Origin of the sequence: Winogradskyella psychrotolerans RS-3 (genome assembly GCF_000427335.1) — a bacterium.
In the GTDB taxonomy this organism is placed as follows: Bacteria; Bacteroidota; Bacteroidia; order Flavobacteriales; family Flavobacteriaceae; genus Winogradskyella; species Winogradskyella psychrotolerans.
Window position 1 is genome coordinate 1 of the sequence record NZ_ATMR01000030.1, and the last position, 23827, is coordinate 23827.

The following is a 23827-nucleotide window of genomic DNA, read 5'->3' on the forward strand; positions in this document are numbered from 1 at the left end:
ATGGTACTAACGGTTTGGATGGGGCAACTAGGAGCAACAGGATCTACGGGGCCACAAGGCGCACAAGGTCCAACAGGTAATGATGGTGCTGACGGAGCAGATGGAGCTGCAGGCACTGACGGTACGGATGGAGCTACAGGAGCTACAGGGTTACAAGGACTACAAGGTCCTGCAGGTAATGATGGAGCCGATGGAGTAGGTATTGCACAAACATTAAGTTTTACATCACCTAACTTAACACTATCTGATAGTGGAGGAACAGTAGATTTAACATCACTTATTAATGATGCTGATAGTGATATTAGTAACGAAATTCAAAATTTATCAGAAGTACTTACTGAAGGTAATACCGCAGATGCTCAAATAAAAACGTAACCGACCCAACAGATGCCCAAGATGCTGCAACAAAAGCTTATGTAGATGCATTACAAGCGCAAATAGCGGCGTTGGATGCACGGATTATTGCTTTGGAACCTCTACCAACTATAGGCGAATTTAGATATGGAGGCGTGGTATTCTGGATAGACCCTACAGATAATACCCATGGGCTAGTTTGCGCCATAGCAGACCAAGGTTCAGCAATACAATGGTCTAATGGTTCTTACATAGTTACCGGAGCTACAGGTATAGCAATTGGTACTGGTGCTGCAAATACAGCTACTATTATTACAGCACAAGGTGCAACAGAAACCGATTATGCAGCAGGTTTAGCAAAAGCTTATACAGGAGGTGGTTTTAACGATTGGTTTTTACCGAGTGACGATGAGTTGAAAGAAATATTCCTAAATGGAGCAGCTATAGAAGCTACAGCAACGGCTAACGGCGGTGCTGTTTTTAATACTAATTACTACTGGAGTTCTACGGAGATTAATTTTGAGCAAGCGGAGACAAGTAAATTAACTAATAATGGCTCTGCAGCTAAGGGCTGGGGATATAATGTGCGTGCAGTTCGGGCTTTTTAAACTTTCTTAATAAATTAATAAATAAATAAAAAGGCGGCATTTTTGTCGCCTTTTTTATGCCACAATTCTATCGCAGAAAAACATACAATATCGTTAATAAAATTGTTTAAAGTAGTGTAAAAGGGAGGCCACGAATAAGTAAAATGGGGCATAAAAAGTTGAGAAACTTATTATTTATGCGCAGTTTTACTGCTCGTAAACACAACGAAGCTTGTCGAGATCTTTATGAGCGCATAGTTGCCAAAGGAAAGCGTAAAAATATAGTATCAATAGCGGTTTGTATTAATCTACTAAAGCAGGCCTTTGCACTAGCTAAATCGGGATTAATATATGATGGAAATTATAAAAGTACTTTAGTGAAACATTAATGCGTTTTTATTTGTTTTTTAACACAGTACTTTGTTGTGACACGTTTTTATTTTTGAGTTAGAATTAAATAACGGTTTTTTCCAAATGTTATAAAATATGTTGGATATAAAAGTACAATCACAGGTATCCAAACTATATGTATCAATTTTATATCAAAAACGTAAGTCAATAAATAATACATAACTGAAAAACCTAACATAAGTGGCAAAAGCCAAGTTCCGTATTTGAATCCTGTTAATTTTAGAGTTGCCAAATCATTTTCAGCAGTATTTAATTCAATTTTTTGACTACGACACCAATCTATTTTGGCATAAATTTCGTGTTTTCCAGATTCAACTTCGAATTCTTGAGTTTTTCCGTCATCTATTGTTCCAGCTTTTTCTCCGTCAATATAAATTCCGATTTCACGAGCTTTATTATTCCATTCTGAATTTCTTTCTATTCTAATTTTTGTCATTGATTCCGGTTTTCTCAAATGTGCTACGTTTATGTATAAGAATAGTTGCGGGTTTGTATGCGAGGATTTTCCGAAGGAAAATCAGACGTTACAAACCCGCAACGACCTTTTGATTAAGCACTAAACCGCAATTATTTTTATACGGTGTTGTGCGTTCGTTTTTTATATTAATTTATATTTTTCCATTCCGAAATCTTTTATTCTTTCAGTCAGTTTTGGTCTATTTTCATTCGAGTAATTTATATCAGCTCCAAAATCGATGAGTAGCTTAAAAATTCTTCTACATTGTTCAAGAGTTTTTAAGTTTTCGTTAAAATTTGGGTGGTCAATAAACTTTTTCGAATCTAATAAAGCTCTCATTAAACTATTATTTCCATATGAGTCAATTCCGTTAACGTCAGCACCTTTTTCCAGCATTAGATTTAAAATTCTAAATGCAATTTCAAAATGTTGTAATTGGTCTGAAATCGTATTAGTTTGATAGAAAGTCGCAATTATACTACTATGCAAAACGGGTAAATTCCATTCGTCTGAATTTTGAGCAATGTGATTTACATCAGCACCTAGGTTTATTAGTTCCTCTGCTATTTTGAAATTACCAACTTTGAGTGCTACTTGTAGTCCATTTTGTCCGCAATCTTTTTTTGGTAATCCTGGTCTGACTGCTTTTATAAATTCAGAGTTTGAGTTAACGAAATTTAAGACATCAGCATTATTATGATTCCGAATGGCAACAAAAAAATCATTGATATTTTTTTTGTCATTTTCATTGGAATAACCTCTCGAATTGGTTCGGTTTTACTTTTTTTCTCCAATTAAAAACTCCCATAATCTATTTTAATTTCTGTCAAGTTTTTTCGTTGTTTCACGGTTTTCTTAAATGACGCACAACTCGTTATATACCCATAAATATACATCTTATTCCAAAGTGGTATTGGGATAACAATAGCTTTTATTGGTTTTTAATAAGTCCTAATTTATTACAGTAGACTTATTCAGGTTTATTACTGAATTTTAGAAAGTTCAATTTTTTATTACTTTTTAAACACCAAATTGAGTTAAATGATGATCTATGTGCTTATAATACATATTGCTCCATTCGGTCTTAGATAATTTCCCAAAAGAATGGCTTTCTTTCTGGTCAAAATAGTCGCTTCCTAATTCTTGTGTCTTAGTGATATAAGCTGCTAACCTGTCTTTTTCTAGATGAAAATCTTTTTCATTGGTGATTAAAAATGCTGGTGCTGTGCGGCCATTTTTCTTATAGGGTTTTTCACTAACAACGGTATTTTTTATAAATGTTTTAAGCATCCACTTCATAAATCCTTTTGGTTTCGGATGCTTATCTTCAAAATCTAATTCGTAAGTCACATTACAATGTGCTAACATTTGGTCACAAGACATTTTTCCCCAAATTGGTGTTGTTGTAGGTTTTAGTTTGTTGATACGCTCAAGAACTTCAGCTGTAATGGTTTTATCAAAAATATTTTTCATGGCTGGTTTTTAATAATGGTTTTAGCTTTTGTTAAAGTCTAAATATAAGGATTATTACATAGGTTTAATTTATGAAAACCATAGAATAAATAATGCAAATAGTCGTAAAAAAAAAGCCATTCTACAGTATTGTAAAATGGCTTTCATATTTGGTACAGGTTTCAACTAATTCCATCCACCACCTAAGGCTTGATAAATTTTTACATTCGCTAAGAATTGGTCTCTTTTCGTTTCTATAATTTCAATTTTAGAATCTAAAGCTTCTCTTTGCGTCAATAAAACTTCAGTGTATTCTGCTCTAGCAGATCTAAACAATTGTATAGAAAGATCAATGGCTTCTGTCATAGCATCAACTTGCTTTTCCTTTAACTCATAATTTTCTTTTAAATTATTAATGTTAGAAAGCGTGTTGGCCACTTCAATATAACCGTTTAGAATGGCCTTTTCATATTCAAAAACCGCTTGCAATTGTCTGCTATTGGCATTACTATATTCTGCTTTAATAGCATTTCTATTGATTAGCGGACTAACCACATCTCCAACTAAAGAATATAAAATCGATTCTGGTGTACTGGTTAAATACTTTGTTTTAAATGCTTGCAAACCAATACCTGCTTTAATTCCAATAGAAGGGTAGAAGTTAGCTTTGGCGATTTGAACGTTCAATTTTGAAGCTTCTAATTCATATTCTGCTTGTTTAATATCGGGTCTATTTGCTAAAAGCTGCGCTGGAATACCGGCTTCAATTGTATCTATCGGACGATTAATAAAATCGTCAGAATCTCTGTCAATTTTTTGTGGATAGCGCCCTAAAAGAAAATTAATCTTATTTTCAGTTTCAACAATTTCTTGACGAATTTCAAATTTATTACTTTGATTTTTATAGACTTCTGCTTCAAAACGTCTCACCGCTAACTGCGTGGCTCTCGCAGCTTGCTTTTGAAGTTTAACCATTTCTAAAGCGTTTTTTTGAATCTCTAAATTCTGCTCAATAATGTTTAACTGATTATCTAAAGCTAAAAGCTCGTAATAGGAGTTGGCTATTTCTGAAACAATAGTGGTGACCATAAAATTCTTACCTTCAATAGTGCTTAGGTATTCTAAAACGGCTGCTTTTTTTCCATTGCGTAGTTTTTTCCACACATCGAGTTCCCATGACACATCCAATCCAACTGAAAAATCGGTTAAAGGTTCTGGAAATTCTTCGCCTTCACGAATATCTAAATGCTGTTCAACAGCTCCATTTCGGGTGTATTCACCAACTTTTTCAACTTCCGCGCCTGCGTAAACATTTACAAAAGGTAAATACTCTCCTTTTCTAACTTGTACCTCATTATTAGCCATTGTAATTTGCTGTAGCATAATATTAAGCTCCTGATTATTAGCTAGCGCAGTATCAATTAATGCGACTAACTTTGGGTCTGAAAAGAATGTTTTCCACTGTATGGTGGCGCTATTTTCCGAATCTGTAGTTTTATCTTGGTACTGATTAGGCACTGTGGTGTTCGCTTCTTTTACAGCGTGTTGCGTAGGTACACAAGAGCAAAGTAATAGTAAGGTAAGCACACCAATAAGGTGTGCTTTTCTAATCGTTTTTATCTTATTCATCGTTTTTATTTTTACGAAGTTTTTTCAATAGTTTTGTGAGTTTGCTGATTTTTTCAGCATTAGCTTCACTTTGATTTTTAGTTTCACTAACGCGCATCATTTCTTCCGAAATAGGCTCACTAGCTTCGTCTTTAATTAGACTTTTTCCATCAGCCATTTTTGCAAAAATGTAATACAGACCAGGAATAATTAAAACACCACCAAGCGTACCGATAAGCATTCCTCCTAAGGCAGAACCACCAATAGTTCTATTCCCAATAGCACCAGCTCCAGAAGCCATAACTAATGGAATTAATCCGGCAATAAAAGCAAAGGATGTCATTAAGATAGGTCTAAATCGCGCTCTAGAACCTTCAATGGCGGCTTCTAAAATTGTAGCGCCTTGCCTGCGTTTTTGAACGGCAAACTCCACAATTAATACGGCATTTTTACCGAGTAAACCAACCAACATAATGACTCCAATTTGAGCATAAACATCATTAGCTAATCCCATGGCCTTAAGAAGTATAAATGAACCGAAAACACCAACAGGTAAAGATAAAATAACCGCAAAAGGTAACAGGAAGCTTTCATATTGTGCTGCTAATACAAAGTAGACAAATATGAGCACGACTATAAAAATGTAAATAGATTCATTTCCGCGTTGCGCTTCATCAAAACTTAAGCCTTCCCAAGCAATATCATAACCTCTTGGTAATTGCGTCGCAGCAACTTCTTTAATCGCTTTAATAGCATCATCACTAGTAAATCCTGCCGCAGGCAACCCTCTAATGGATGCCGAATTGTAAAGATTATAGCGGGTAATTTCGTTAGGACCTAGTTTCTTTTCAATACTCATAAAAGCAGAATAAGGAACCATTTCTCCTTCTTCATTTTTTACAAATAATTTTTCGAGATCACTTGGTAAACGTCTGTATTCTGGTGCTGCTTGCGTGTACACTTTAAAGAAGCGACCAAAGCGAATAAAGCCTTGCTCGTAAGTACTACCAATTAAAATATTGAGGTTTTCCATGGCTGTACCAATAGTCACTCCTTTTTGCATCGCAATTTTATTGTTTATTTTTAACTCATATTGCGGATAGTTGGCAGAGAAGAAGGTAAATAAACCAGATAGTTCTGGGCGCTTAGATAAGGCGTCCATAAACTCGTTATTCACACTTTCAAAATGGTGATAATCTGTAGAGTTTGTTTTATCTAATAAACGTAAAGCGAATCCACCTGAAGATCCAAAACCTGGCACTGCTGGCGGTTCAAAATATTCTATAACTGCTCCTAAGTCTTTGGTTTCTTCTTCTAGTTTTTCCATGATTTCATGAACCGAGTGCTCACGTTCTGACCAAGGTTTCAGGTTAATTAAACAGGTTCCTGCGTTGGATCCACGACCTTCTGTCATAATTTCATAACCAGCTAAAGAGGATACGGATTCTACACCTTCAGTCTCTTCACATATTTTTTGAAGTTTTTTAGCTACTTCATTGGTACGCTCTAAAGTCGCGCCAGGTGGTGTCTGAATAATGGCATAGATCATTCCTTGATCTTCATTAGGAATAAATCCGGCAGGTAACACTTCATTTGTAAAGAAAATTCCAACACAGAAAGCGGCAAGTATTCCAAAGGTGATAAAGCGTCTCGCTACTATTTTGTTTAGAATCTTAACGTAGCTTCCTGTCAGTTTTTCAAAACCACCATTAAACCAATCAATAAATTTATCTAAAGGTGAAGTACGTTTTTTACCATGATTATTCTTTAGTAACATGGCACAAAGCACCGGAGTTAACGTTAAGGCCACAATGGCAGAAATAACAATTGAACCAGCCATGGTAATGGAGAATTGTCGGTAGAAAACACCAACAGGACCCGTCATAAACGAAATAGGAATAAATACCGAAACCATGACTAAAGTTATGGCAACAATAGCACCTCCAATTTCGCCTAAAACCTCTGAAGATGCTTGGTAGGGGGTGAGATGATGATTTTCTTCCATTTTTACGTGAACAGCCTCAACGACCACAATGGCATTATCGACGACAATACCAATGGCTAATACTAAGGCAAAAAGCGTAATAAGATTAATGGATAACCCAAATAGTTGCATCACGAAAAAGGCTCCAATCAAGGAAACCGGGACAGCAATAATAGGAATTAAAGTTGAACGCCAATCTCCTAAAAATAAGAATACCACTATGGCAACTAAGATAAAAGCATCTCGCAGTGTATGAATAACTTGATCTATAGAAGCATCTAAGAAATTAGAAACATCATAACTAATTTGAAAATCAACTTCTGGCGGAAGATCAACTTCAAGCTCTTTTAGCTTTTCTTTTACAGCATCTATAACATCACTACCATTACTACCAAAAGTTTGTTTTAATACAATTGAAGCCGATGGTTTTCCATCTAAATTTGAATATATATCAAAAAATTCACTACCTAATTTCACATCAGCAATATCAGCAAGTGTAACGATTTGCCCTTCTTTATTGGCTTTAACAATAATCTCTTCATATTGCTCGGGTTCGTTATAACGGTTTTGATAGGTTAAAACATACTCTAGGGATTGGGCTGTTTTACCAGAACTTCGTCCTAAACGACCAGGACGTGCCAAAATACTTTGATCTTCCATCGCTTCTAAAACTTCTTCTGCAGAAATATTATAAGCGCGCATACGATCTGGTTTCAACCAAACACGCATAGCGTATTTTCGACTTCCTAAAATTTGAGCACTTGCAATCCCTTTAATTCGCTGTATTTCCGGAATTATTTTGGTGTAAGCATAATTGTAGAGGAACTTTTCGTCGTTGTCTTTATTTGTACTCGAAAGGTTAACGTACATTAACATACTAGGCTGTACCGGTGTAATAATAACACCTTCACGTTGTACCAACTCAGGAAGCAATGGCATTACCTGATCGACTCTGGTTTTTACTCTAACAACCGCTTCATTGGGATCTGTGCCTGGTTCAAAAATAACACGTAAAGTTCCTTCACCAGCACTAGTAGCATCTGATGCGATATAACGCATATCTTGAACACCATTGATGGCGGTTTCTAATGGAATTAATGTGGAATTCACCAATACATCAGCACTCGAACCTGGATAGGCAATAAAAATATTGACTGTAGTCGGTGCAATTTGCGGGAATTGAGATATAGGTAATTGCTTTATCGCTAAGCCACCTATAAATATAATGATCACCGAAATGACAATAGCCAAGACGGGTCTTTTAATAAATTTTTTAAACATGATGTGTGTAGATTAGTTAGAATTACTCTGCGTAAAGTTCTAGATTAGATAATACAGTAATAGGATCTACAGTTTTAGTATGAATTTCCTCTTGATCTCTTACCATTTTAATACCTTCGAGAAGTATCGTTTCGGTTTCAGATAACCCTTTATCTACAATAAATAAGTGCGGCAATTCTGCACCGATTGTGATTTCTCTTTGGTGTACAATATGGTTAGTGTCAACTACGAAAACATAGGTTTTGTCTAAGATTTCAAACGTGGCTTTTTGTGGTATAATAACAACATCTTTGAAAGGAATGGTCATTAATATGCTTCCTGTTTCACCATGTCTTAAAATACCATCAGGATTAGGAAATGTAGCTCTAAACGCAATATTTCCTGTTTCGCTATCAAATTCTCCTTCAATAGTTTCTACAATACCTTTTTGGTTAAAATGCTTGTTGTTCGCCATTAGAAGTTCAACATTAGTGTTGTTCTTTTTAGCTTCACTTGTAATATAATCTAAGTATTCTGCTTCAGGCACATTAAAATATACCCACATTTCACTGTTGTCTGAGAGTGTGGTTAATAATTCGCCTTCATCTAAAAGGCTACCTTCTCTAGCTTCCAAATGGTTAATAATGCCATTAAAAGGAGCTTTGATACTGGTAAAACCTAAATGGGTTTGTGCTAAAGATACTTCGGCATTGGCTTTTTCTAAGTTGGCTTGTGCCATTGCTAATTCATTAGGTGACACCACATTGCCATCGGCTAGTAATTGGGTGTTGGCGAGTTCTATTTGCGCGACTTTAGATTCGGCTTTAGCCTTATTGAGTTCAGCTTGATAAATGTTAGGCATGATCTGAAATAACTGTTGTCCTTTCTTTACGTGTTGCCCTTCATCTATAGAGATATTTTTTAAATAGCCCTTTTCTAAAGCTCTTAATTCTATGTGTCTTATAGAGTGGATTTGACTCACATAGTCTTTAATAAGAGTCGTGTCTTTTTTTATGGGATTGGTTACGAGAAATGTTGATTCTTCGTGTTTTTCTTCTTTGTGTTCTTCACAGCTCGCCAGAGATATAAGCATAAATAGGCCTGTGAAAATTGTTATTTTATTAATGGTGTTCACTTGTAAATTATTTTATAAAATGATATAATTAATTGGTCAGACCCATTGGGAATTGAGCATGACATTTTAGAGTTTTGGTCGAAACTCTAAATCCATAAATTAGAAACAGACGGTTTGAGGTTATTTATCTGTTCTTTTGTTAATCAAATTATAAAAACTTGGAATTGGATATGAAGCCTAAGACTGGGTTCATTGATAACGCTTTCTGAACGATATGGTTTTTTTTGTAACTCTTTAGAGGAAAATTCGAATAACAACGCATTTATAAAAGCTGTTTCTAGGTAGTCTTTATAATACTGTTTTTTACTAGACGCTTCTTCATCTTCTACATTGTTACTTTCAATAACTTCAACATTTCTTCTGTCATCCGCACCTTTATGATGTGGAATAATAGTCGCATCACTAAATTGCTTTGCATAGGTAAGAGTTGTACTGCAATGATGGGTAGTGAGCGTGTTTGTTGTATTACCAATAGCTTCATTAGCTTGTAAATTAGCAAATGTGCTTAGTAATAGAACAAAAATTAAAGATAAGTATCTATTGAAAGTCTTTTTCATTTCGGGGATCAAAACTAGGCCATTAGATTTATATTACCAAAAAGTGACAGTTTTAATTTTAGCATAGCAATGATAAATATTTATTAAAAAATTAGACAGCTAACTATTCTATGCTGGTTTTTCTGAGTGACAGCCATGTTTTTAAACTAAATTGAAGAAATCTCATATGAAAATTAATCTTTTATAATATCGCTATATTCATAAAAAAAGGATTCAAATAAATCCATATTTTCATTAAAAAATTCCATGACGTCTCTCCAAGTGTTTTTGTTATGGATCGATACTTTTTGATCTAACGGTAAATAAATTCGTGAAATTTCCTTTCCATTTTCTAGGATGTATTCTTCTTCAAAAATAATGTCTGGAAGAAAATCATTCTGTAAAATGCCTTTTAATGAGGTGAGTTTTTCCCAATATTTAATACGATTCTCTAAATCGTCTTCAATATCTAAAGCAATTAAAGCGGACTTAGTATCGAAATGAAACTTAAATGAGAACCCTTTTATTTTTGTATCGTATAAAAGCCATTTTCTAGGAAATGATTTTCCGAAACTGATCCAGAATTCTTGTCGTAATAATCGTGATTCTTCTTTTGAAAACATTTAAATGAAATAAGCAATTAATATTCCTAAACAGATAGCCACTAGTTTAGACAAATTAAACTTGTGACCTTCACTAGATTCAAATAAAATTGTGGTAGAAATATGTAAAAAGATACCTATCACAATAGCATTGATGACATCTACATAAGTTGCCATAAAGCTAGAGTGATTAGAAATAAAAGTTCCTAAAGGTGTCATAGCTGCAAATACAACCAAGAAACTTATAATCTGTAATTTACTATAACTAGATTTTAATAAAAATGCAGTTATTAAAATAGCAATAGGGATTTTATGAATTAACACACCATAAACCATATCATTATGTTGATGGATAGGAAAGCCTTCTAAAAAGCTATGAATACATAAACTGACGAAAAGTAACCAAGGAAAGGCGTTGTCGTCCTTATGGATATGTACATGCCCATGTTCAGCACCTTTAGAAAAGAATTCTAAAATGATTTGAAGTAAAATACCACACATTATATACAAACCAGTGAGTTTAGCATCAATATGATGATAAACTTCTGGTAACAAATCAAAGAGGGTTAATGCTAATAAAAAGGCACCACTAAAAGATAAAAGCAATTTGGTATATATTGACTTTTGGTTTTTAGTTACTATAGCAATAGCAATACCTATTATAACGGCAAGTAATGGTAATAAATAACTATTCATGCGGTTTACTTAAAAATCATAATCATACGTTCAGATGTCTGAGTATGATATTTGTGTAATTTATAATCTCCAAAAACATCCAACAAATGTACTCCGGCTTTTTCAAAAAGCGTTTCAAAATCTTTTAACGTAAAAGCTTTTACACGTTCTTGAAATTCAAAGTGTTCTCCGTCGGCATCAAAACTAATATCTTTTATGATGTAACCACCTTTAACCGATCGTTTTTGATGAAAATCAATACCTTCAACCGTTTTAATATCTTCTGGAATTAAATTTCCGATAACGTAATTGGTGTTCATAAAATCAATAACACCAAATCCAAATTCATTTAATTCTGCTTGAATAGATTTTATAGTTTCAAGATTACATCTTTCGTCTTCAAAGTATCCAAAACTTGTAAAAAGATTAAAAACAGCATCAAACGTATCAGGATAAGGTTTACTCATATCGTGAACCTTAAAATTCAGTGTTTCATTTTCAAATTGCTCAGCGTAAGCAATACTTTGTTCCGATAAATCGGCTCCTGTAACATTATAGCCTAAAGAGTTTAAGTACACAGAGTGTCTTCCTTTTCCACATGCTAAATCTAGGATTTTACCATGCTCGGGAATGTTAAGATAATTTGTTAGATTATCCATAAAATCCTGTGCTTCAGTATAATTTCTGTCTTTATATAAGATATGGTAGTAAGGTGTATCAAACCACGATGCGTACCATTGTTTTGCTGGTTTAGTCATATTTATCTCCTAATAAAAGTAGGAGTCACTTTCGTTAAAATAATTAGTTGTTATTACGAGGAGCACGAGCATGGTCATCTCATTATCAATAAAAAGATGGAGCCAACTTTGTCTCAAAATTTCGTAATGACGAGTCCTATTCAAATTTTAGGACGTCGTGCTGCAAAAATACTGTATTTTTGCAATCTATTTGACGGAACTTATGGAAGATAATTACAAGATGTTAGCCAAAACACTATTTGGCTTCGAAGATATTTTAGCAAAGGAACTCACACAACTTGGTGCCATGAAAGTGGAAAAAGGTGTGCGAAATGTAACTTTTGAAGGAGATAAAGGCTTTATGTATAAGGCTAATCTTGGAATTAGAACGGCCATAAAAATACTAAAACCCATTCATTCGTTTAGAGTTACTAAAGAGGAAGATCTTTACAAAAACATAAAGAATATGAAATGGGAAGACTATTTAAAATCTACTGGATCTTTGGCTGTTGATGCTACGGTTCATAATAGTGTTTTTACACATTCGCAATACACGGCTTTAAAAACGAAGGATGCTATTGTAGATCGTTTTAGAGACATTGATGGTACGCGTCCAGATGTGGATTTGCGTTTTCCGGATTTAAAAATCAATGTGCATATTGATCGCCAAAAATGTACCATTTCTTTAGATACTTCTGGGGAATCGTTACACAGACGTGGCTATAAAACGGCAACCAATATTGCGCCAATTAATGAAGTTTTAGCGGCAGGACTTATTATGATGAGTGGTTGGGATGGACAGTCTGATTTTATGGACCCGATGTGTGGTAGTGGAACCATGTTGGCAGAAGCCGCTATGATTGCTTGTAATATTCCTCCTAATTTGATGCGAAAAGAGTTTGCCTTTGAACGTTGGACAGATTGGGACGTAGAATTATTCGAAAAAATTGAAGAATCCTTGTTAAAGAAGACACGCGATTTTCATCATAAAATAATGGGTTACGATAAATCTCCTTCGGCAATTGTAAAAGCGAAAGAGAATATTAAGAATGCGCATTTAGATGAATTTGTACATATTCAGCATGAAGATTTCTTTAAAACTCAAAAATCGGGTGATGAAAAATTACATATGGTTTTTAATCCTCCTTATGGTGAACGTTTGGAGAATTTAAATGTTGAAGAATTCTACGGCAATATCGGTTCAACTCTAAAGCATGGCTATCCAAATACCAATGCGTGGTTAATTACCTCTAATATGGAAGCTTTAAAATCTGTAGGTTTAAGACCATCAAGAAAAATAAAAGTCTTTAACGCTAAGCTTGAAGCACGTTTGGTGAAGTACGAAATGTATGAAGGTAGTAAGAAGACTCATAAGCAGTAGGTTGGTGTTTAGTAGGTAGTGTTCAGTAATCAGTGTTCAATAATCAGTGTTTAGTTGGCAGTGTTCAGTAAGCAGTCACAGTTATGGGAATTCTTGAGTATTTATAAATTAAAGAAATTCGCATCCACTTATTCTCTGTGAGTCTCTGTGCATGCTCTGTGTGTCTATGTGAAATAGTTTTTTAGTATTCAGTAAACAGTAAACAGTAAACAGTAAACAGTAAACAATAAACAGTAAGCAGTAAGCAGTTTTGGTAATTCATTAGTTATGCTTCGTGAGTCTCTGTGAAATAGTTTTTTAGTATTCAGCATTCAGCATTCAGTGTTCAGTGTTCAGTGTTCAGTAAGCAGTATTCAGTAGGCAGTGTTCAGTAAGCAGATTTGGTAATTTATTTGTTATTCTTCATGAGTCTCTGTGCATGCTCTGTGTGTCTTCGTGAAATAGTTTTTTAGCATTCAGTGTTCAGTGTTCAGTGTTCAGTATTCAGTAAGCAGTATTCAGTAGGCAGTGTTCAGTAGGCAGTGTTCAGTAAGCAGATTTGGTAATTTATTTGTTATTCTTCATGAGTCTCTGTGCATGCTCTGTGTGTCTTCGTGAAATAGTTTTTTAGTATTCAGTGTACAGTGAGCAGTATTCAGTGTTCAGTAGGCAGTGCTCAGTAAGCAGATTTGGTAATTTATTTGTTATTCTTCGTGAGTTGCTGTGCATGCTCTGTGTAACTTCGTGCCTGCTTCGTGTATCTTTGTGTCATAATTTACAGTTTCAGAATATTCCTTTATGCCTATGCGAGATCTACTTAACGTTCTAGGTTTTCCAACTGCAAATTATAATCATACTGTAAATCTTCATGTAGAACTTTAATTTTTTTCTTCACAGAAAGCACTTGGCGTTCATAAAGATTACTCAATGTGGTATTTCTATGAATAGAAGGTTTTAATTCATTCATCCGTTCACAGAAATAGAGTAGGAGCTCCACTTCAGTTGTTTTCTTTAAAGAATAGCGACTATACACGCGAATTTCTCTTAAGATTTTTCTAATCGTTTTCTTCATATAGAAATAGCTGTCGGTATTGATGCCTTCAAACAAATTATCTAAACTTGCTTTTACACTTGCGATGTAACCATCTTCATCGTGAGATTCAAACAATAAATAGGTGAGTAGTGCTTTATTTTCTTTTTTGAATTTGCCTAAGCGTAAACACAGTTCCAAAAGCTCCTCTTGAGAAAGGTGTTTTAGTTCTTTTTTTATGGTAACTATAGATTCAATTTTCATGATGTAAATTTAGAACTTTTAAAACAGAATCCTTGTAGGTCTGGCCAATAGGAATTGTATGTGTGTCTATCGTAATTTGATTGCCCGAAAGACGATTCATTTTATTCAAGTTAATGCAAAATGATTTATGAATACGCAGAAAATTATCAGGTAAGGAGCTCATAAATTTTGATAATGTACTATGCGTAACAATTGTTTTTTCTGTAGTATGTACTTTAACGTAATCTCCAAAAGCTTCAATATATTGGATATCGGTATAAAAAACCTTGTGTAATACTTTGTTTTCTTTTAAGATCAGGAAATCATTGTCGGTAGTCATTTTCTTTTTAATAACCTTATTTATGGCCATTAAAAACCTTTCGTAAGCTATTGGTTTTAATAAGTAATCAATAGCATTAACTTCAAAACCATCTACAGCATATTGAGAGTAGGCCGTGGTAAAGATAACTTCAGGCGGATTCTTTAAAGATTTATAAAAGTCTAAACCCGTTTGCTTGGGCATATTAATATCCAAAAAGAGCAGGTCTATAGTGCTATTTAGTTGTAAAAACTTAAAAGCTTCAGCGGTATTACTGCAGGTGGCTTTTAGGTCTAATACGTTAGTTTCATCTATAAAATATTTTAGAACACGTTGCGAAGAAGGTTCGTCGTCTACTATTATACAGCTTATACGTGTTTTATTTTTCATTACTAATAGTTAATAGAACTTTAAAAACTTCGTTTTGTAATTTAGTTTGAAACTGATGCTTGTTTGGGTAGACTAAATTTAAGTTATTTTTTAAATTTTCTAAACCAACACCTGAATGTTTGTCTTCTAATTGATTGCTTGTGTCTAAATTAGTGTTTTCTATCGTAAATCTAAATTGGTGACCTTTTTGAGATAGTGCTATTTTTATAGGTGAGTTAATTTCTCCTGATATAATTCCGTGTTTATAGCTGTTTTCTAGTAAAGGTAAAAGTAACATTGGGTATATTTTGAAATTTTCATCTTCTATATCAATATTTAACTGTGTAGAAACTGGTAATTCTATACGATGATTTTGAAATGAAATGTAGTTTTTCAGTAAAGCGATTTCGTCTTTTAAACTAACACGTTTGGTATCTGAATCGTAGATAACATAACGTAAAATATCTGAAAGCTGAACAATGGCCTCTGTTATACCATCTTTTTTTTCTAAAGCTAAAGCATAAATAACATTTAATGAATTAAATAGAAAATGTGGATTTAATTGGGCTCTTAAAGTTGAAAGTTGTGTTTCAATATGTTGATTTTTAATTTTAAGCAGTTGATTTTGGTTTTTGTTAAAGTAAAACCAATCTTCAGTAAGTTTAAATAAGCTTGTGGCTACTAAAAAGATTATGAATACTAAATATATATTCTTGTGAGATACATAGGATATAAAAAAATAACTCGGAAATAGGACATCTAAAATAGGTTGTAAAAGCCATGAACTGAGAGTGGCAAAGACAACTAGATTTATAATAAATGTAACACTGTAAATAAGGTATTTTTCCTGCTTGAGGTAATTGGGTATTAAAACGTAAAAATTAATTAAAACAGGTATTGCTAGTGCTGTTAAGAAAGTTAAAGTATAGGCAAAATCTACACGTATTGGTAATTGGCCTTTAGAAAAAATAAACAGTAAGATTACAAACGCAAACAACCACAGTACACTATTAAAACGTAGTGGCCTGTGGTAATTAGATTTTAATATGGTATTAAAGTTAAGGTTTTGCATTTGCTCTTGTTAGTCCTATTTGATCCGATTCTGGCCACTTATTTTCAATATCAGCGTTTAGATATTTTTTTAAAAAGCGATACAGTTCTTCAGAGGTCGCTGTAAGCAGTAGTGTTTGTTCTGGACCAATACTTTCGTGCTTTAAACGTATTTTGTTTTCCTCGAAGATATCTTTTATACGTTCCTCACTAAGCCATGAAAACATAACGTTTTTGTCCGTAGTAAAATCTAGTTTTGCTACTGAGTGTGTTTTTAGTAAGTGCTCTGCAGCTAAACTGTTTATTTCTTCATCTTCAATGTTTATAGGTATAAAGTCTAAGAAATATTGGTTTTCAATTTTAAAAGGCATAGCTATAAAAACGGCTTCTTTTTCATTTTTGATGTAAGTAACGAGATAGCCATCTTTATAGGTGTCGTATGCTAATTTGTCGTCTTCAGAGAGTTTTATGCCTTTCTTTTGGTCTTCTTCAAACTTTGCTTGGAACGATTCTACGGTCCATTGTCCTTTTTTGTGATCTGTCCATTTACCTAATAAGTGTTGGTTATAGTGTAAACTGCTTGTAATGTAAAACGGTTGAAGCGATTTTACAATGCAAGAACTAAAAAGTAAAACACTTAAAATTAACAGTACTCCTTTTGTTTTCATAAGTTATAAATTTAAAAAGTTTTCTCTAAAGTCTTTAAATAATCAATTGTTTACAACAAAATTCGACAAACGATGTGCAACTCATGTCAAACAAATAGAACAAAAAAAGAGGGCAATTGCCCTCTCTTATATGGTTTGTAAAACCTAAGCTTTGATGTAAGTTTAGGTTTTTGAATTTTAAATAACTAAAAATTTAATGTGTGTATAAATTATCTCAATTTAGGATAATCTGCAGGACTCAATTCATGCATCACATCATAAATAGCTTCAAAAATATCTTCTGCAGATGGTTTTGAGAAATAGTCACCATCGGTACCATAGGCTGGTCTGTGTGGTTTTGCTGCTAACGTTTTTGGTGTACTATCTAAATACTGAAAGGCGTCTTGTGTATTTAAAATTTCATTCAGAATATAAGCCGAAGCACCTCCTTTTACATCTTCATCAATCACCATGACACGGTTAGTTTTGGCGATACTTTTTACGATATCGTGATTCAAATCAAATGGTAATAAAGATTGTACATCAATAATCTCAGAATCAATACCAACCACTTGCAGTTCTTTTGCCGCTTTTTCAACTAAACGTAATGTAGAACCGTAAGATATAAGTGTAATATCATTACCTTCTCTAATGGTTTCTACAACTCCGATTGGTGTTTTAAATTCACCTATGTTATTTGGTAGTTTTTCTTTTAATCTGTAACCGTTTAAACATTCTATAACTAAAGCAGGTTCGTCACTGTCTAATAAGGTATTATAGAAACCAGCAGCTTTAGTCATGTTTCTTGGTACTAAAACATGGATACCTCTAATTAAATTCAGAATCCCTCCCATTTGTGAGCCAGAATGCCAAATACCTTCTAATCTATGACCCCGAGTTCTTACAATTAAAGGTGCCTTTTGGCGACCTTTAGTTCTGTATTGAACCGTTGCTAAATCATCACTCATTATTTGAATTGCGTACATAATGTAATCCAAATACTGAATTTCTGCAATGGGTCTTAAACCACGCATAGCCATTCCGATACCTTGGCCGATAATGGTAGCTTCTCTAATACCCGTATCTGAAACTCTAAGTTCTCCATGTTTTTCTTGAAGTCCTTCTAAGCCCTGATTAACATCTCCAATATAACCCGCATCTTCTCCAAAAATTAAAGCTTCTGGATAGTTACTAAATATAGCGTCGAAATTTTCTCGTAAAACCACACGTCCATCAACTTCTTCCGTATTTGAATCATACGTTGGAAGAATTTCTGCTTGTTTTAAAGCACTTTTCGGTGATTCGCTATGTAAATGCGAGCTGTATTTAGGTTGAATGGTATTAATATAATTTGTAATCCAATTTTGAAGCGCTTCTTTTTCTGAAGATGACTCAGAAACCACATAACGTAATGCCTTTCTAGACGCTGTAAGTATATTGCGTCTTAAAGGTTCATCAAAACCTTCCAATTCGTTTTTTAACTTCGTAATAAATACTCCATTAGGACTAGATGCAGCTAATTGTTCTAATAAGCTAAGCGCTTCTTTACGTTCAGTTATAATAGGGTTTATACAGGCTTCCCAAGCTGCTTTTTTACCTTCTCTAACAGATTTCTTAATAATACGTTCTATAGCAGTTAGTTCTTCGTCCGTAGCAATATTGTTATCAATAATCCAAAGACGCATTTGCACATTACAATCGTATTCTGCTTCCCATGCTAAACGTTCTTTATTTTTATAACGTTCATGAGATCCAGAAGTGGAATGGCCTTGAGGTTGTGTTAATTCTTGTACATGTATCATTACTGGTACATGTTCGTTTCTTGAAATCTTTGCAGCACGTTGATACGTATCAATTAGTTGAGGGTAATTCCAACCGTCAACTCTAAAAATTTCGTAACCTTTTTGGTCTTCTTCACGTTGAAACCCTTTTAATATTTCAGATATATTTTCTTTTGTTGTCTGATGTCTAGCATGTACTGAAATTCCGTAATTATCATCCCAGATACTAATTACCATTGGTACTTGTAAAACACCTGCGGCATTTATAGTTTCAAAAAACAAACCTTCGCTTGTGCTGGCATTACCGATGGTTCCCCAAGCAATTTCATTTCCTTCTTTAGAAAACATTGTGGTATCGATGCCTTTAACTTCTCTATATATTTTAGAGGCTTGTGCTAAACCTAAAAGTCTAGGCATTTGTCCTGCGGTAGGAGAAATATCTGCACTAGAATTTTTTTGTTCTGTAAGGTTTTTCCACTGGCCATTTTCATCTAAACTATGAGTTGCAAAATGCCCGCCCATTTGGCGACCAGCAGACATAGGCTCTTCTTTAATATCTGTATTGGCGTACAGACCAGCAAAAAACTGCTCTATAGTAAGTTCGCCAATAGCCATCATAAAGGTTTGATCTCTATAATAACCAGATCTAAAATCACCATTTCTAAATGCTTTAGCCCAAGCAATTTGTGGTATTTCTTTTCCATCACCAAAAATACCAAACTTGGCTTTACCAGTTAAAACTTCTCTACGACCAAGCAGACTACATTCTCGGCTGGTCACAGCTAGTTTATAGTCGCTTAAAACTTCGGTTTTAAAATCGTCAAAAGTAATTTCTGTTTTGGTGTTAGGATCCGTCTTCATGTAGTCACTGTTTAAGTCTTGCGAAAGTACAAAATTTTAAAATTTTATGCAACAGTGAGTAGCGTTATAATCTTGTGATATTCTCAATGAAATATCTATATTGCTGATAATAGCTTAAATTATTCGATAATTTTAACTTTTCAATAAGAATTCCCTAATACCATTTTCGTCTAAAAAGACCTAGTAGCACTTGTGGATCAACGGTAAACATAAAACGGATTGATTGATCGTAATTTGGCTGACCAATTTCCCAACCTAGGTTAGAGTAAATAGGGAAGTAGATTTCAAAATAATCTTCTACAAGACTTAATCGTATACCAGAGTCATAAACAAATTTAGCATTACTGAACTTGTTTTTCACTAAACCAGCGTCACCATAAGCTTGAATATATCTCCAAATGGATGTGCTAAAATTAGCTGTAGTCATCCATTGATTAGCAAAGGGTGTCTCTAGCTTAGATTTAAAGCCTCCTTCTGCAATTATTATTTGCTGGCTAAATAATCCTGAAGCTTCCGAACGACCTAAATAATTAAAATCAAATAAGTAATCTGTTGGTCGGTCTAAAGCGAAACTAAAATAATTGGAGTTAGGATCGGAATTGTTGTCTAAGAATACACCAGCAAAAAATCTAAAATTAATATTTCGATTACTCTGTGTGAGTTTTCTAAATTCATAATTGAATGAGATTTTACTGAATTTGTCAGCGACCTGAATATCAGTATATAATTTTGAATAATTAATAACTCCAGGATTAGAATGTGTATATCTTAAATTAAGTACACCATAATCTGGTTCATCTAAGATGACGGTAGCATTAGTACCTAGCTCTCGTTTTATACTAACATATCTAGCCATAATTTGATCCGTTTGTGGGGATCTAAAATCGGAATCATCCCTAAAACTAAAAGTAACTGAAGGTCTTATTCTAGTAAAAAAAGCATCTGTAGCAAAGGATTGGTAACCAGCTGAAAGCCCATAAGTAATATCATAAAGATTTTGGTCTTCTATATTATTTGAATAAAATACAGATGTAGAACCCGTAAGTGATTTTGATTTTGTAGCATATTGAGGAGAGAACCTATAGTTTAGTCGCTTCCTTAAGATGGTTTTGTTATATACTTTTGTGCCCAATGTTAAACCATCATAGATATTATTAAATTCAACTAATGGCATAAAGAATATTTGATTGTAATTAGGGTCTTCAATATCTTTAAATAATCTAAACTGAAGTGGTTTGTTATTCAGAAAAGAACCTTTAACAACTTTGTAATTATCACGCTGATTGTATTCTGGTATCACATTATCGTAATCTAAAACAAACGTCTCTGTGCTATCTTTAGGTAATGTTATGGTTTTAGTACCTTTTATGTTTTCTACCCATAGTTTCCCTATAACGGAATCATTTTTCAACTTAAAAACTGAAATAGGCATCGTATTATCGCGCTTATTTTTAATAGTTAGTTTTAAGGAATCATCTAAGGTTTTAAGAGACGAGATTTTAAAATCTATTTTTTTTCTAGTGTTTAAGTAGTCATCAAAAAACCAACGAATATCTTTAGATGTTTTAGAGCTAATAAAGGTTTCAAAATCGGCAATAGAAACTGTTTCTAATTTATGGGCTTGTAAGAACTCTGTGATGTTAGTAGATAAACTTATATCGTCTGTAAATTGGTCTAAGTAATCTAGTCCGACACCTGCTTTGTATTTGCCTGCAATATTGGTATTGAACTTAGTTAAAGAATCTTTAGACGTGGTTAAAGGCTGATCTCTATTTTTTCTGGCAATTTCCATGGAGTACAGAAAATACTGAAAATTAAAGTTTAAATCAGCAGCATGAAAAGCTCTAATTCCCCAAACGTCTGCTAAGGTTCCTAAGAGTTTCATGTCAGGGTAATTTTCTTCAACATAGTTAATTAAATAATACACTTGTAGACCTTCACTTAGCCAATGTTCTTTTCTTGGGTTTAGTAATAGAATATTGTCAATATACTTTTTTAATGCGGTTTTAAGAAGTTTTAATTCGTACTGAAAATCCTCTGGAAAAGGTCTTAAAAAAGAAGGTAACTGATTAAGCCCGTAAAGCGGATCCTTTTGGTAATCAATAGAGGTTACCAAAAGTTGTTCATGCGGATACGTGCCAAGATGCTTGGTTAGATAACTCGTAATTTTATCAGTTATCAGTGCCTTTGCTGTGTCTGGTAATCCTTTCTCTTTTATATCTGAAATTAAAATAAAATCATCGGTCTGCACAAAATTGTACGATGAGAATTTATATAGCGATAAATAGGTGTCTATTCTATCTTTTCCACTTAAAATAGTGGTTTGTGTGTTTTGTTCTTTGTTAATTGTGGTCGTAATAAAATTGAGCTCAGAAGTTGCTTTATAGTTTCTCGGATGCGTAATACTGAGGGTTACATCTGCTTTAGGAACAAATAAGTCATCTAAATTTTTATTGCTATAATAATGCCATTCACCATCATATACGGCAGGCGTAATGTACCAATATTTTAAGTCGAAATCTTTAGTTTTAGTAACACCATAACTTGTAAAAGTAGCATCAGGAACTAAAAGCTGATAGTTAAGTTGTAAAGTATACGATTCACCAGGTTGCAAAGGGTTGGCTAAATCAACTTTTAAAACATCTGGATGTGCTTTTAAATGGTCGTATTCTAATGGAATTTGAGCTTCGTTTTTTATTGAAGTCACCACTGTAAATCCACGTTGTTCGTTTTTAGCTAAATGAAATTTAGTACTAAACTCTTGTTCAAAACGTTCGGCAAGGGGTGTGGATTTGGTAGAGTAGCTATTATTCCAATCATTGAGATAAATGCTGCTAAGCACATCGTTGGTTTCGTTTTTATAAACTATGGTTTGCCCTATAGTAATCGTTTTGGACTCAACATCTATATTGGCATTAATGTTAATTATATTTTGAGCCACAACAGAGTAGCTAAAAATAATTAAAAGGACAGTTATAATTAAGTGTTTATTCAACTAGAGGATTATGAATTTTAGGGGATTAATAACTGCATCTTCTAAAGGGTAATTAAGTAAATTATAAAACATCACTTTAAAGGTTTCTTAATTAGAAATCGTTAAAGTGAATAATTTTATTGTAAAATAACTTAAAATTTCTTTTTCATAGCATTGAATTGAAAAATAAAAGCTTTTCTAGAAGTTAGGACTAAGATCGTATTCTTTATAAAATTCGTTAAGTATTTCGATTACTTCATCACCAGAATCAACAAGGTGAATAAGATCTAAATCTTTAGCACTAATGTTTCCGGCATCTAGCAAGGTCGTTTTTACCCATTCCATTAAGCCTCCCCAAAATTCTTTTCCTACTAAGATGATAGGAAATGATTCTATCTTGTGAGTTTGAATTAATGTTATAGCTTCAAAAAGTTCATCTAAAGTTCCAAAACCTCCAGGCATTACAACAAAACCCTGTGAGTATTTTACAAACATAACTTTTCTTACAAAGAAATAATCAAAGTCTAAACTCTTGTCTGAGTCTATATAAGGATTATCGTGTTGCTCAAAAGGCAATTCGATATTTAAACCTACAGAAGTTCCCCCTGCAATATGTGCACCTTTATTACCGGCTTCCATAATACCTGGTCCACCACCTGTAATAACACCATAGCCTTGGTCTACAATTTTAGCAGCAACTTCTTCTGCTAGTTTATAATATTTATGGTCTGGTTTAGTTCTTGCTGATCCAAAAATAGAAACACAAGGACCTATTTTACTCAGTTTTTCGTATCCATTAACAAATTCTCCCATGATTTTGAAAATTGCCCATGAGTCATTTGTTTTTATTTCATTCCATCGTTTGCTGTTGCTTTCTGTTCGCATAATATCAATATAATTTATTATAACAATATAAAAGCCATATTATCAATATGGCTTTGTCTAATTTTTAAGACTTTCAAAGTTAAGTTAAATAGATTGAAATAGATATTTAAACACAAAAAAAATAAGCGTACCTAAATATTTAGATACGCTTATAAATTTATTTTATTTAGAATTTATAATGGTTTTCTGCCTGAAATTATATTATACAAGATAACAACCACAGCAATAACTAATAATATGTGGATAAGACTATTACTGCTCATTCCTGGAATAATGTCTAATAATCCGAGTAACCATACTACTATACAAATAACGGCTACAAGCCAAAGAATACTTTTCATAATGTTAAGGTTTTTGTGTTAGTGAAGTCAAGTTATAAAATATAACGATAGCTTCATTATGCTAAAACCAATTGAGTTAACAATAGACGTAAATAAGTTCTTTTTAGCCTAAATCTAATTTGTAGTCTTTAAATTTATAGAAGGAAAAATATGCATTGAGAGCTGCTAA

The 23827-nt window shown here is 33.5% G+C and carries 20 protein-coding genes and 2 pseudogenes; 4 read left to right on the top strand and 18 right to left on the bottom strand.

Going from position 1 to position 23827, the window contains the following annotated elements:
• The 3 genes and pseudogenes from ADIWIN_RS02075 to ADIWIN_RS02085 form a co-directional block, all read left to right on the top strand.
• Positions 1-375: pseudogene (locus ADIWIN_RS02075) on the top strand (hypothetical protein); the annotation flags it as partial.
• 92 nt (positions 376-467) lie between these two features.
• A complete protein-coding gene (locus tag ADIWIN_RS02080) occupies positions 468-962 on the top strand; it encodes an Lcl C-terminal domain-containing protein (RefSeq protein ID WP_161624659.1) in 495 nt (164 codons plus the stop codon).
• A gap of 110 nt (positions 963-1072) precedes the next feature.
• Positions 1073-1330, top strand: a pseudogene (locus tag ADIWIN_RS02085) (IS110 family transposase); the annotation flags it as partial.
• 47 nt (positions 1331-1377) lie between these two features.
• Here the strand turns inward: ADIWIN_RS02085 and ADIWIN_RS02090 are convergent.
• The 10 genes from ADIWIN_RS02090 to ADIWIN_RS02135 form a co-directional block, all read right to left on the bottom strand.
• Entirely contained in the window at positions 1378-1788 is a 411-nt protein-coding gene (locus ADIWIN_RS02090; protein WP_020896903.1) for a hypothetical protein, read from the bottom strand.
• Positions 1789-1950: 162 nt separating this feature from the next.
• Positions 1951-2298, bottom strand: coding sequence for a hypothetical protein (locus tag ADIWIN_RS02095; RefSeq protein WP_152487197.1), 348 nt, complete (start codon positions 2296-2298; stop codon positions 1951-1953).
• A gap of 531 nt (positions 2299-2829) precedes the next feature.
• The gene (locus ADIWIN_RS02100) at positions 2830-3282 is read right to left on the bottom strand and encodes a DUF1569 domain-containing protein (protein ID WP_020896905.1); all 453 of its coding nucleotides are present in this window, start codon (positions 3280-3282) and stop codon (positions 2830-2832) included.
• Between the two features lie 165 nt (positions 3283-3447).
• On the bottom strand, positions 3448-4890 hold the full coding sequence (locus tag ADIWIN_RS02105; protein ID WP_020896906.1) for a TolC family protein: 1443 nt from the start codon (positions 4888-4890) through the stop codon (positions 3448-3450).
• Entirely contained in the window at positions 4883-8134 is a 3252-nt protein-coding gene (locus tag ADIWIN_RS02110) for an efflux RND transporter permease subunit (protein ID WP_040756322.1), read from the bottom strand. Before ADIWIN_RS02110 ends, ADIWIN_RS02105 begins: the two co-directional genes overlap by 8 nt.
• A 22-nt stretch (positions 8135-8156) precedes the next feature.
• Positions 8157-9239 carry an efflux RND transporter periplasmic adaptor subunit gene (locus ADIWIN_RS02115; protein WP_040756334.1) on the bottom strand — a complete coding sequence of 361 codons (1083 nt, stop codon included), beginning with the start codon at positions 9237-9239 and terminating at the stop codon, positions 8157-8159.
• Between the two features lie 152 nt (positions 9240-9391).
• On the bottom strand, positions 9392-9805 hold the full coding sequence (locus ADIWIN_RS02120; RefSeq protein WP_020896909.1) for a hypothetical protein: 414 nt from the start codon (positions 9803-9805) through the stop codon (positions 9392-9394).
• A 173-nt stretch (positions 9806-9978) separates the two neighbouring features.
• A complete protein-coding gene (locus ADIWIN_RS02125) occupies positions 9979-10407 on the bottom strand; it encodes a DUF4268 domain-containing protein (protein ID WP_020896910.1) in 429 nt (142 codons plus the stop codon).
• Complete coding sequence (locus ADIWIN_RS02130) at positions 10408-11082, bottom strand: ZIP family metal transporter (RefSeq protein WP_020896911.1); 675 nt, start codon at positions 11080-11082, stop codon at positions 10408-10410.
• Positions 11083-11087: 5 nt separating this feature from the next.
• Positions 11088-11819, bottom strand: a complete 732-nt coding sequence (locus tag ADIWIN_RS02135; protein WP_020896912.1) for a class I SAM-dependent methyltransferase — start codon at positions 11817-11819, stop codon at positions 11088-11090.
• A 202-nt stretch (positions 11820-12021) separates the two neighbouring features.
• On the opposite strand from ADIWIN_RS02135, the gene ADIWIN_RS02140 reads away from it, so the two are divergent.
• Entirely contained in the window at positions 12022-13179 is a 1158-nt protein-coding gene (locus tag ADIWIN_RS02140) for a THUMP domain-containing class I SAM-dependent RNA methyltransferase (protein ID WP_040756324.1), read from the top strand.
• 796 nt (positions 13180-13975) lie between these two features.
• Here the strand turns inward: ADIWIN_RS02140 and ADIWIN_RS02145 are convergent.
• From ADIWIN_RS02145 to ADIWIN_RS20230, 8 genes are all read right to left on the bottom strand, one after another.
• Positions 13976-14452 carry a hypothetical protein gene (locus ADIWIN_RS02145; protein WP_020896915.1) on the bottom strand — a complete coding sequence of 159 codons (477 nt, stop codon included), beginning with the start codon at positions 14450-14452 and terminating at the stop codon, positions 13976-13978.
• On the bottom strand, positions 14442-15140 hold the full coding sequence (locus ADIWIN_RS02150) for a LytR/AlgR family response regulator transcription factor (RefSeq protein WP_020896916.1): 699 nt from the start codon (positions 15138-15140) through the stop codon (positions 14442-14444). The genes ADIWIN_RS02145 and ADIWIN_RS02150 overlap by 11 nt, the downstream gene beginning before the upstream one ends.
• Positions 15130-16191: a sensor histidine kinase gene (locus ADIWIN_RS02155; protein ID WP_020896917.1), complete on the bottom strand. Its 1062-nt coding sequence runs from the start codon at positions 16189-16191 to the stop codon at positions 15130-15132. The genes ADIWIN_RS02150 and ADIWIN_RS02155 overlap by 11 nt, the downstream gene beginning before the upstream one ends.
• The gene (locus tag ADIWIN_RS02160) at positions 16178-16837 is read right to left on the bottom strand and encodes a hypothetical protein (RefSeq protein ID WP_020896918.1); all 660 of its coding nucleotides are present in this window, start codon (positions 16835-16837) and stop codon (positions 16178-16180) included. Before ADIWIN_RS02160 ends, ADIWIN_RS02155 begins: the two co-directional genes overlap by 14 nt.
• A 209-nt stretch (positions 16838-17046) precedes the next feature.
• The gene (locus ADIWIN_RS02165; protein ID WP_020896919.1) at positions 17047-19458 is read right to left on the bottom strand and encodes an alpha-ketoacid dehydrogenase subunit alpha/beta; all 2412 of its coding nucleotides are present in this window, start codon (positions 19456-19458) and stop codon (positions 17047-17049) included.
• 154 nt (positions 19459-19612) lie between these two features.
• Positions 19613-22399 (bottom strand): gluzincin family metallopeptidase, encoded by a 2787-nt coding sequence (locus tag ADIWIN_RS02170; protein WP_020896920.1) that lies wholly within the window; start codon positions 22397-22399, stop codon positions 19613-19615.
• 231 nt (positions 22400-22630) lie between these two features.
• Positions 22631-23317: an LOG family protein gene (locus tag ADIWIN_RS02175; protein WP_020896921.1), complete on the bottom strand. Its 687-nt coding sequence runs from the start codon at positions 23315-23317 to the stop codon at positions 22631-22633.
• A gap of 173 nt (positions 23318-23490) precedes the next feature.
• A complete protein-coding gene (locus ADIWIN_RS20230; RefSeq protein ID WP_115808440.1) occupies positions 23491-23658 on the bottom strand; it encodes a lmo0937 family membrane protein in 168 nt (55 codons plus the stop codon).
• Positions 23659-23827: the final 169 nt, after the last annotated feature.

Bases quoted from the DNA above. Each gene is read 5' to 3' on its own strand.
- ADIWIN_RS02160 (WP_020896918.1), bottom strand. From the start codon at position 16,837: ATGAAAACAAAAGGAGTACTGTTAATTTTAAGTGTTTTACTTTTTAGT.
- ADIWIN_RS02165 (WP_020896919.1), bottom strand. From the start codon at position 19,458: ATGAAGACGGATCCTAACACCAAAACAGAAATTACTTTTGACGATTTT.
- ADIWIN_RS02175 (WP_020896921.1), bottom strand. From the start codon at position 23,317: ATGCGAACAGAAAGCAACAGCAAACGATGGAATGAAATAAAAACAAAT.
- ADIWIN_RS02125 (WP_020896910.1), bottom strand. From the start codon at position 10,407: ATGTTTTCAAAAGAAGAATCACGATTATTACGACAAGAATTCTGGATC.
- ADIWIN_RS02145 (WP_020896915.1), bottom strand. From the start codon at position 14,452: ATGAAAATTGAATCTATAGTTACCATAAAAAAAGAACTAAAACACCTT.
- ADIWIN_RS02090 (WP_020896903.1), bottom strand. From the start codon at position 1,788: ATGACAAAAATTAGAATAGAAAGAAATTCAGAATGGAATAATAAAGCT.
- ADIWIN_RS02110 (WP_040756322.1), bottom strand. From the start codon at position 8,134: ATGTTTAAAAAATTTATTAAAAGACCCGTCTTGGCTATTGTCATTTCG.
- ADIWIN_RS02120 (WP_020896909.1), bottom strand. From the start codon at position 9,805: ATGAAAAAGACTTTCAATAGATACTTATCTTTAATTTTTGTTCTATTA.
- ADIWIN_RS02135 (WP_020896912.1), bottom strand. From the start codon at position 11,819: ATGACTAAACCAGCAAAACAATGGTACGCATCGTGGTTTGATACACCT.
- ADIWIN_RS02105 (WP_020896906.1), bottom strand. From the start codon at position 4,890: ATGAATAAGATAAAAACGATTAGAAAAGCACACCTTATTGGTGTGCTT.
- ADIWIN_RS02150 (WP_020896916.1), bottom strand. From the start codon at position 15,140: ATGAAAAATAAAACACGTATAAGCTGTATAATAGTAGACGACGAACCT.
- ADIWIN_RS02100 (WP_020896905.1), bottom strand. From the start codon at position 3,282: ATGAAAAATATTTTTGATAAAACCATTACAGCTGAAGTTCTTGAGCGT.
- ADIWIN_RS02130 (WP_020896911.1), bottom strand. From the start codon at position 11,082: ATGAATAGTTATTTATTACCATTACTTGCCGTTATAATAGGTATTGCT.
- ADIWIN_RS20230 (WP_115808440.1), bottom strand. From the start codon at position 23,658: ATGAAAAGTATTCTTTGGCTTGTAGCCGTTATTTGTATAGTAGTATGG.
- ADIWIN_RS02155 (WP_020896917.1), bottom strand. From the start codon at position 16,191: ATGCAAAACCTTAACTTTAATACCATATTAAAATCTAATTACCACAGG.
- ADIWIN_RS02140 (WP_040756324.1), top strand. From the start codon at position 12,022: ATGGAAGATAATTACAAGATGTTAGCCAAAACACTATTTGGCTTCGAA.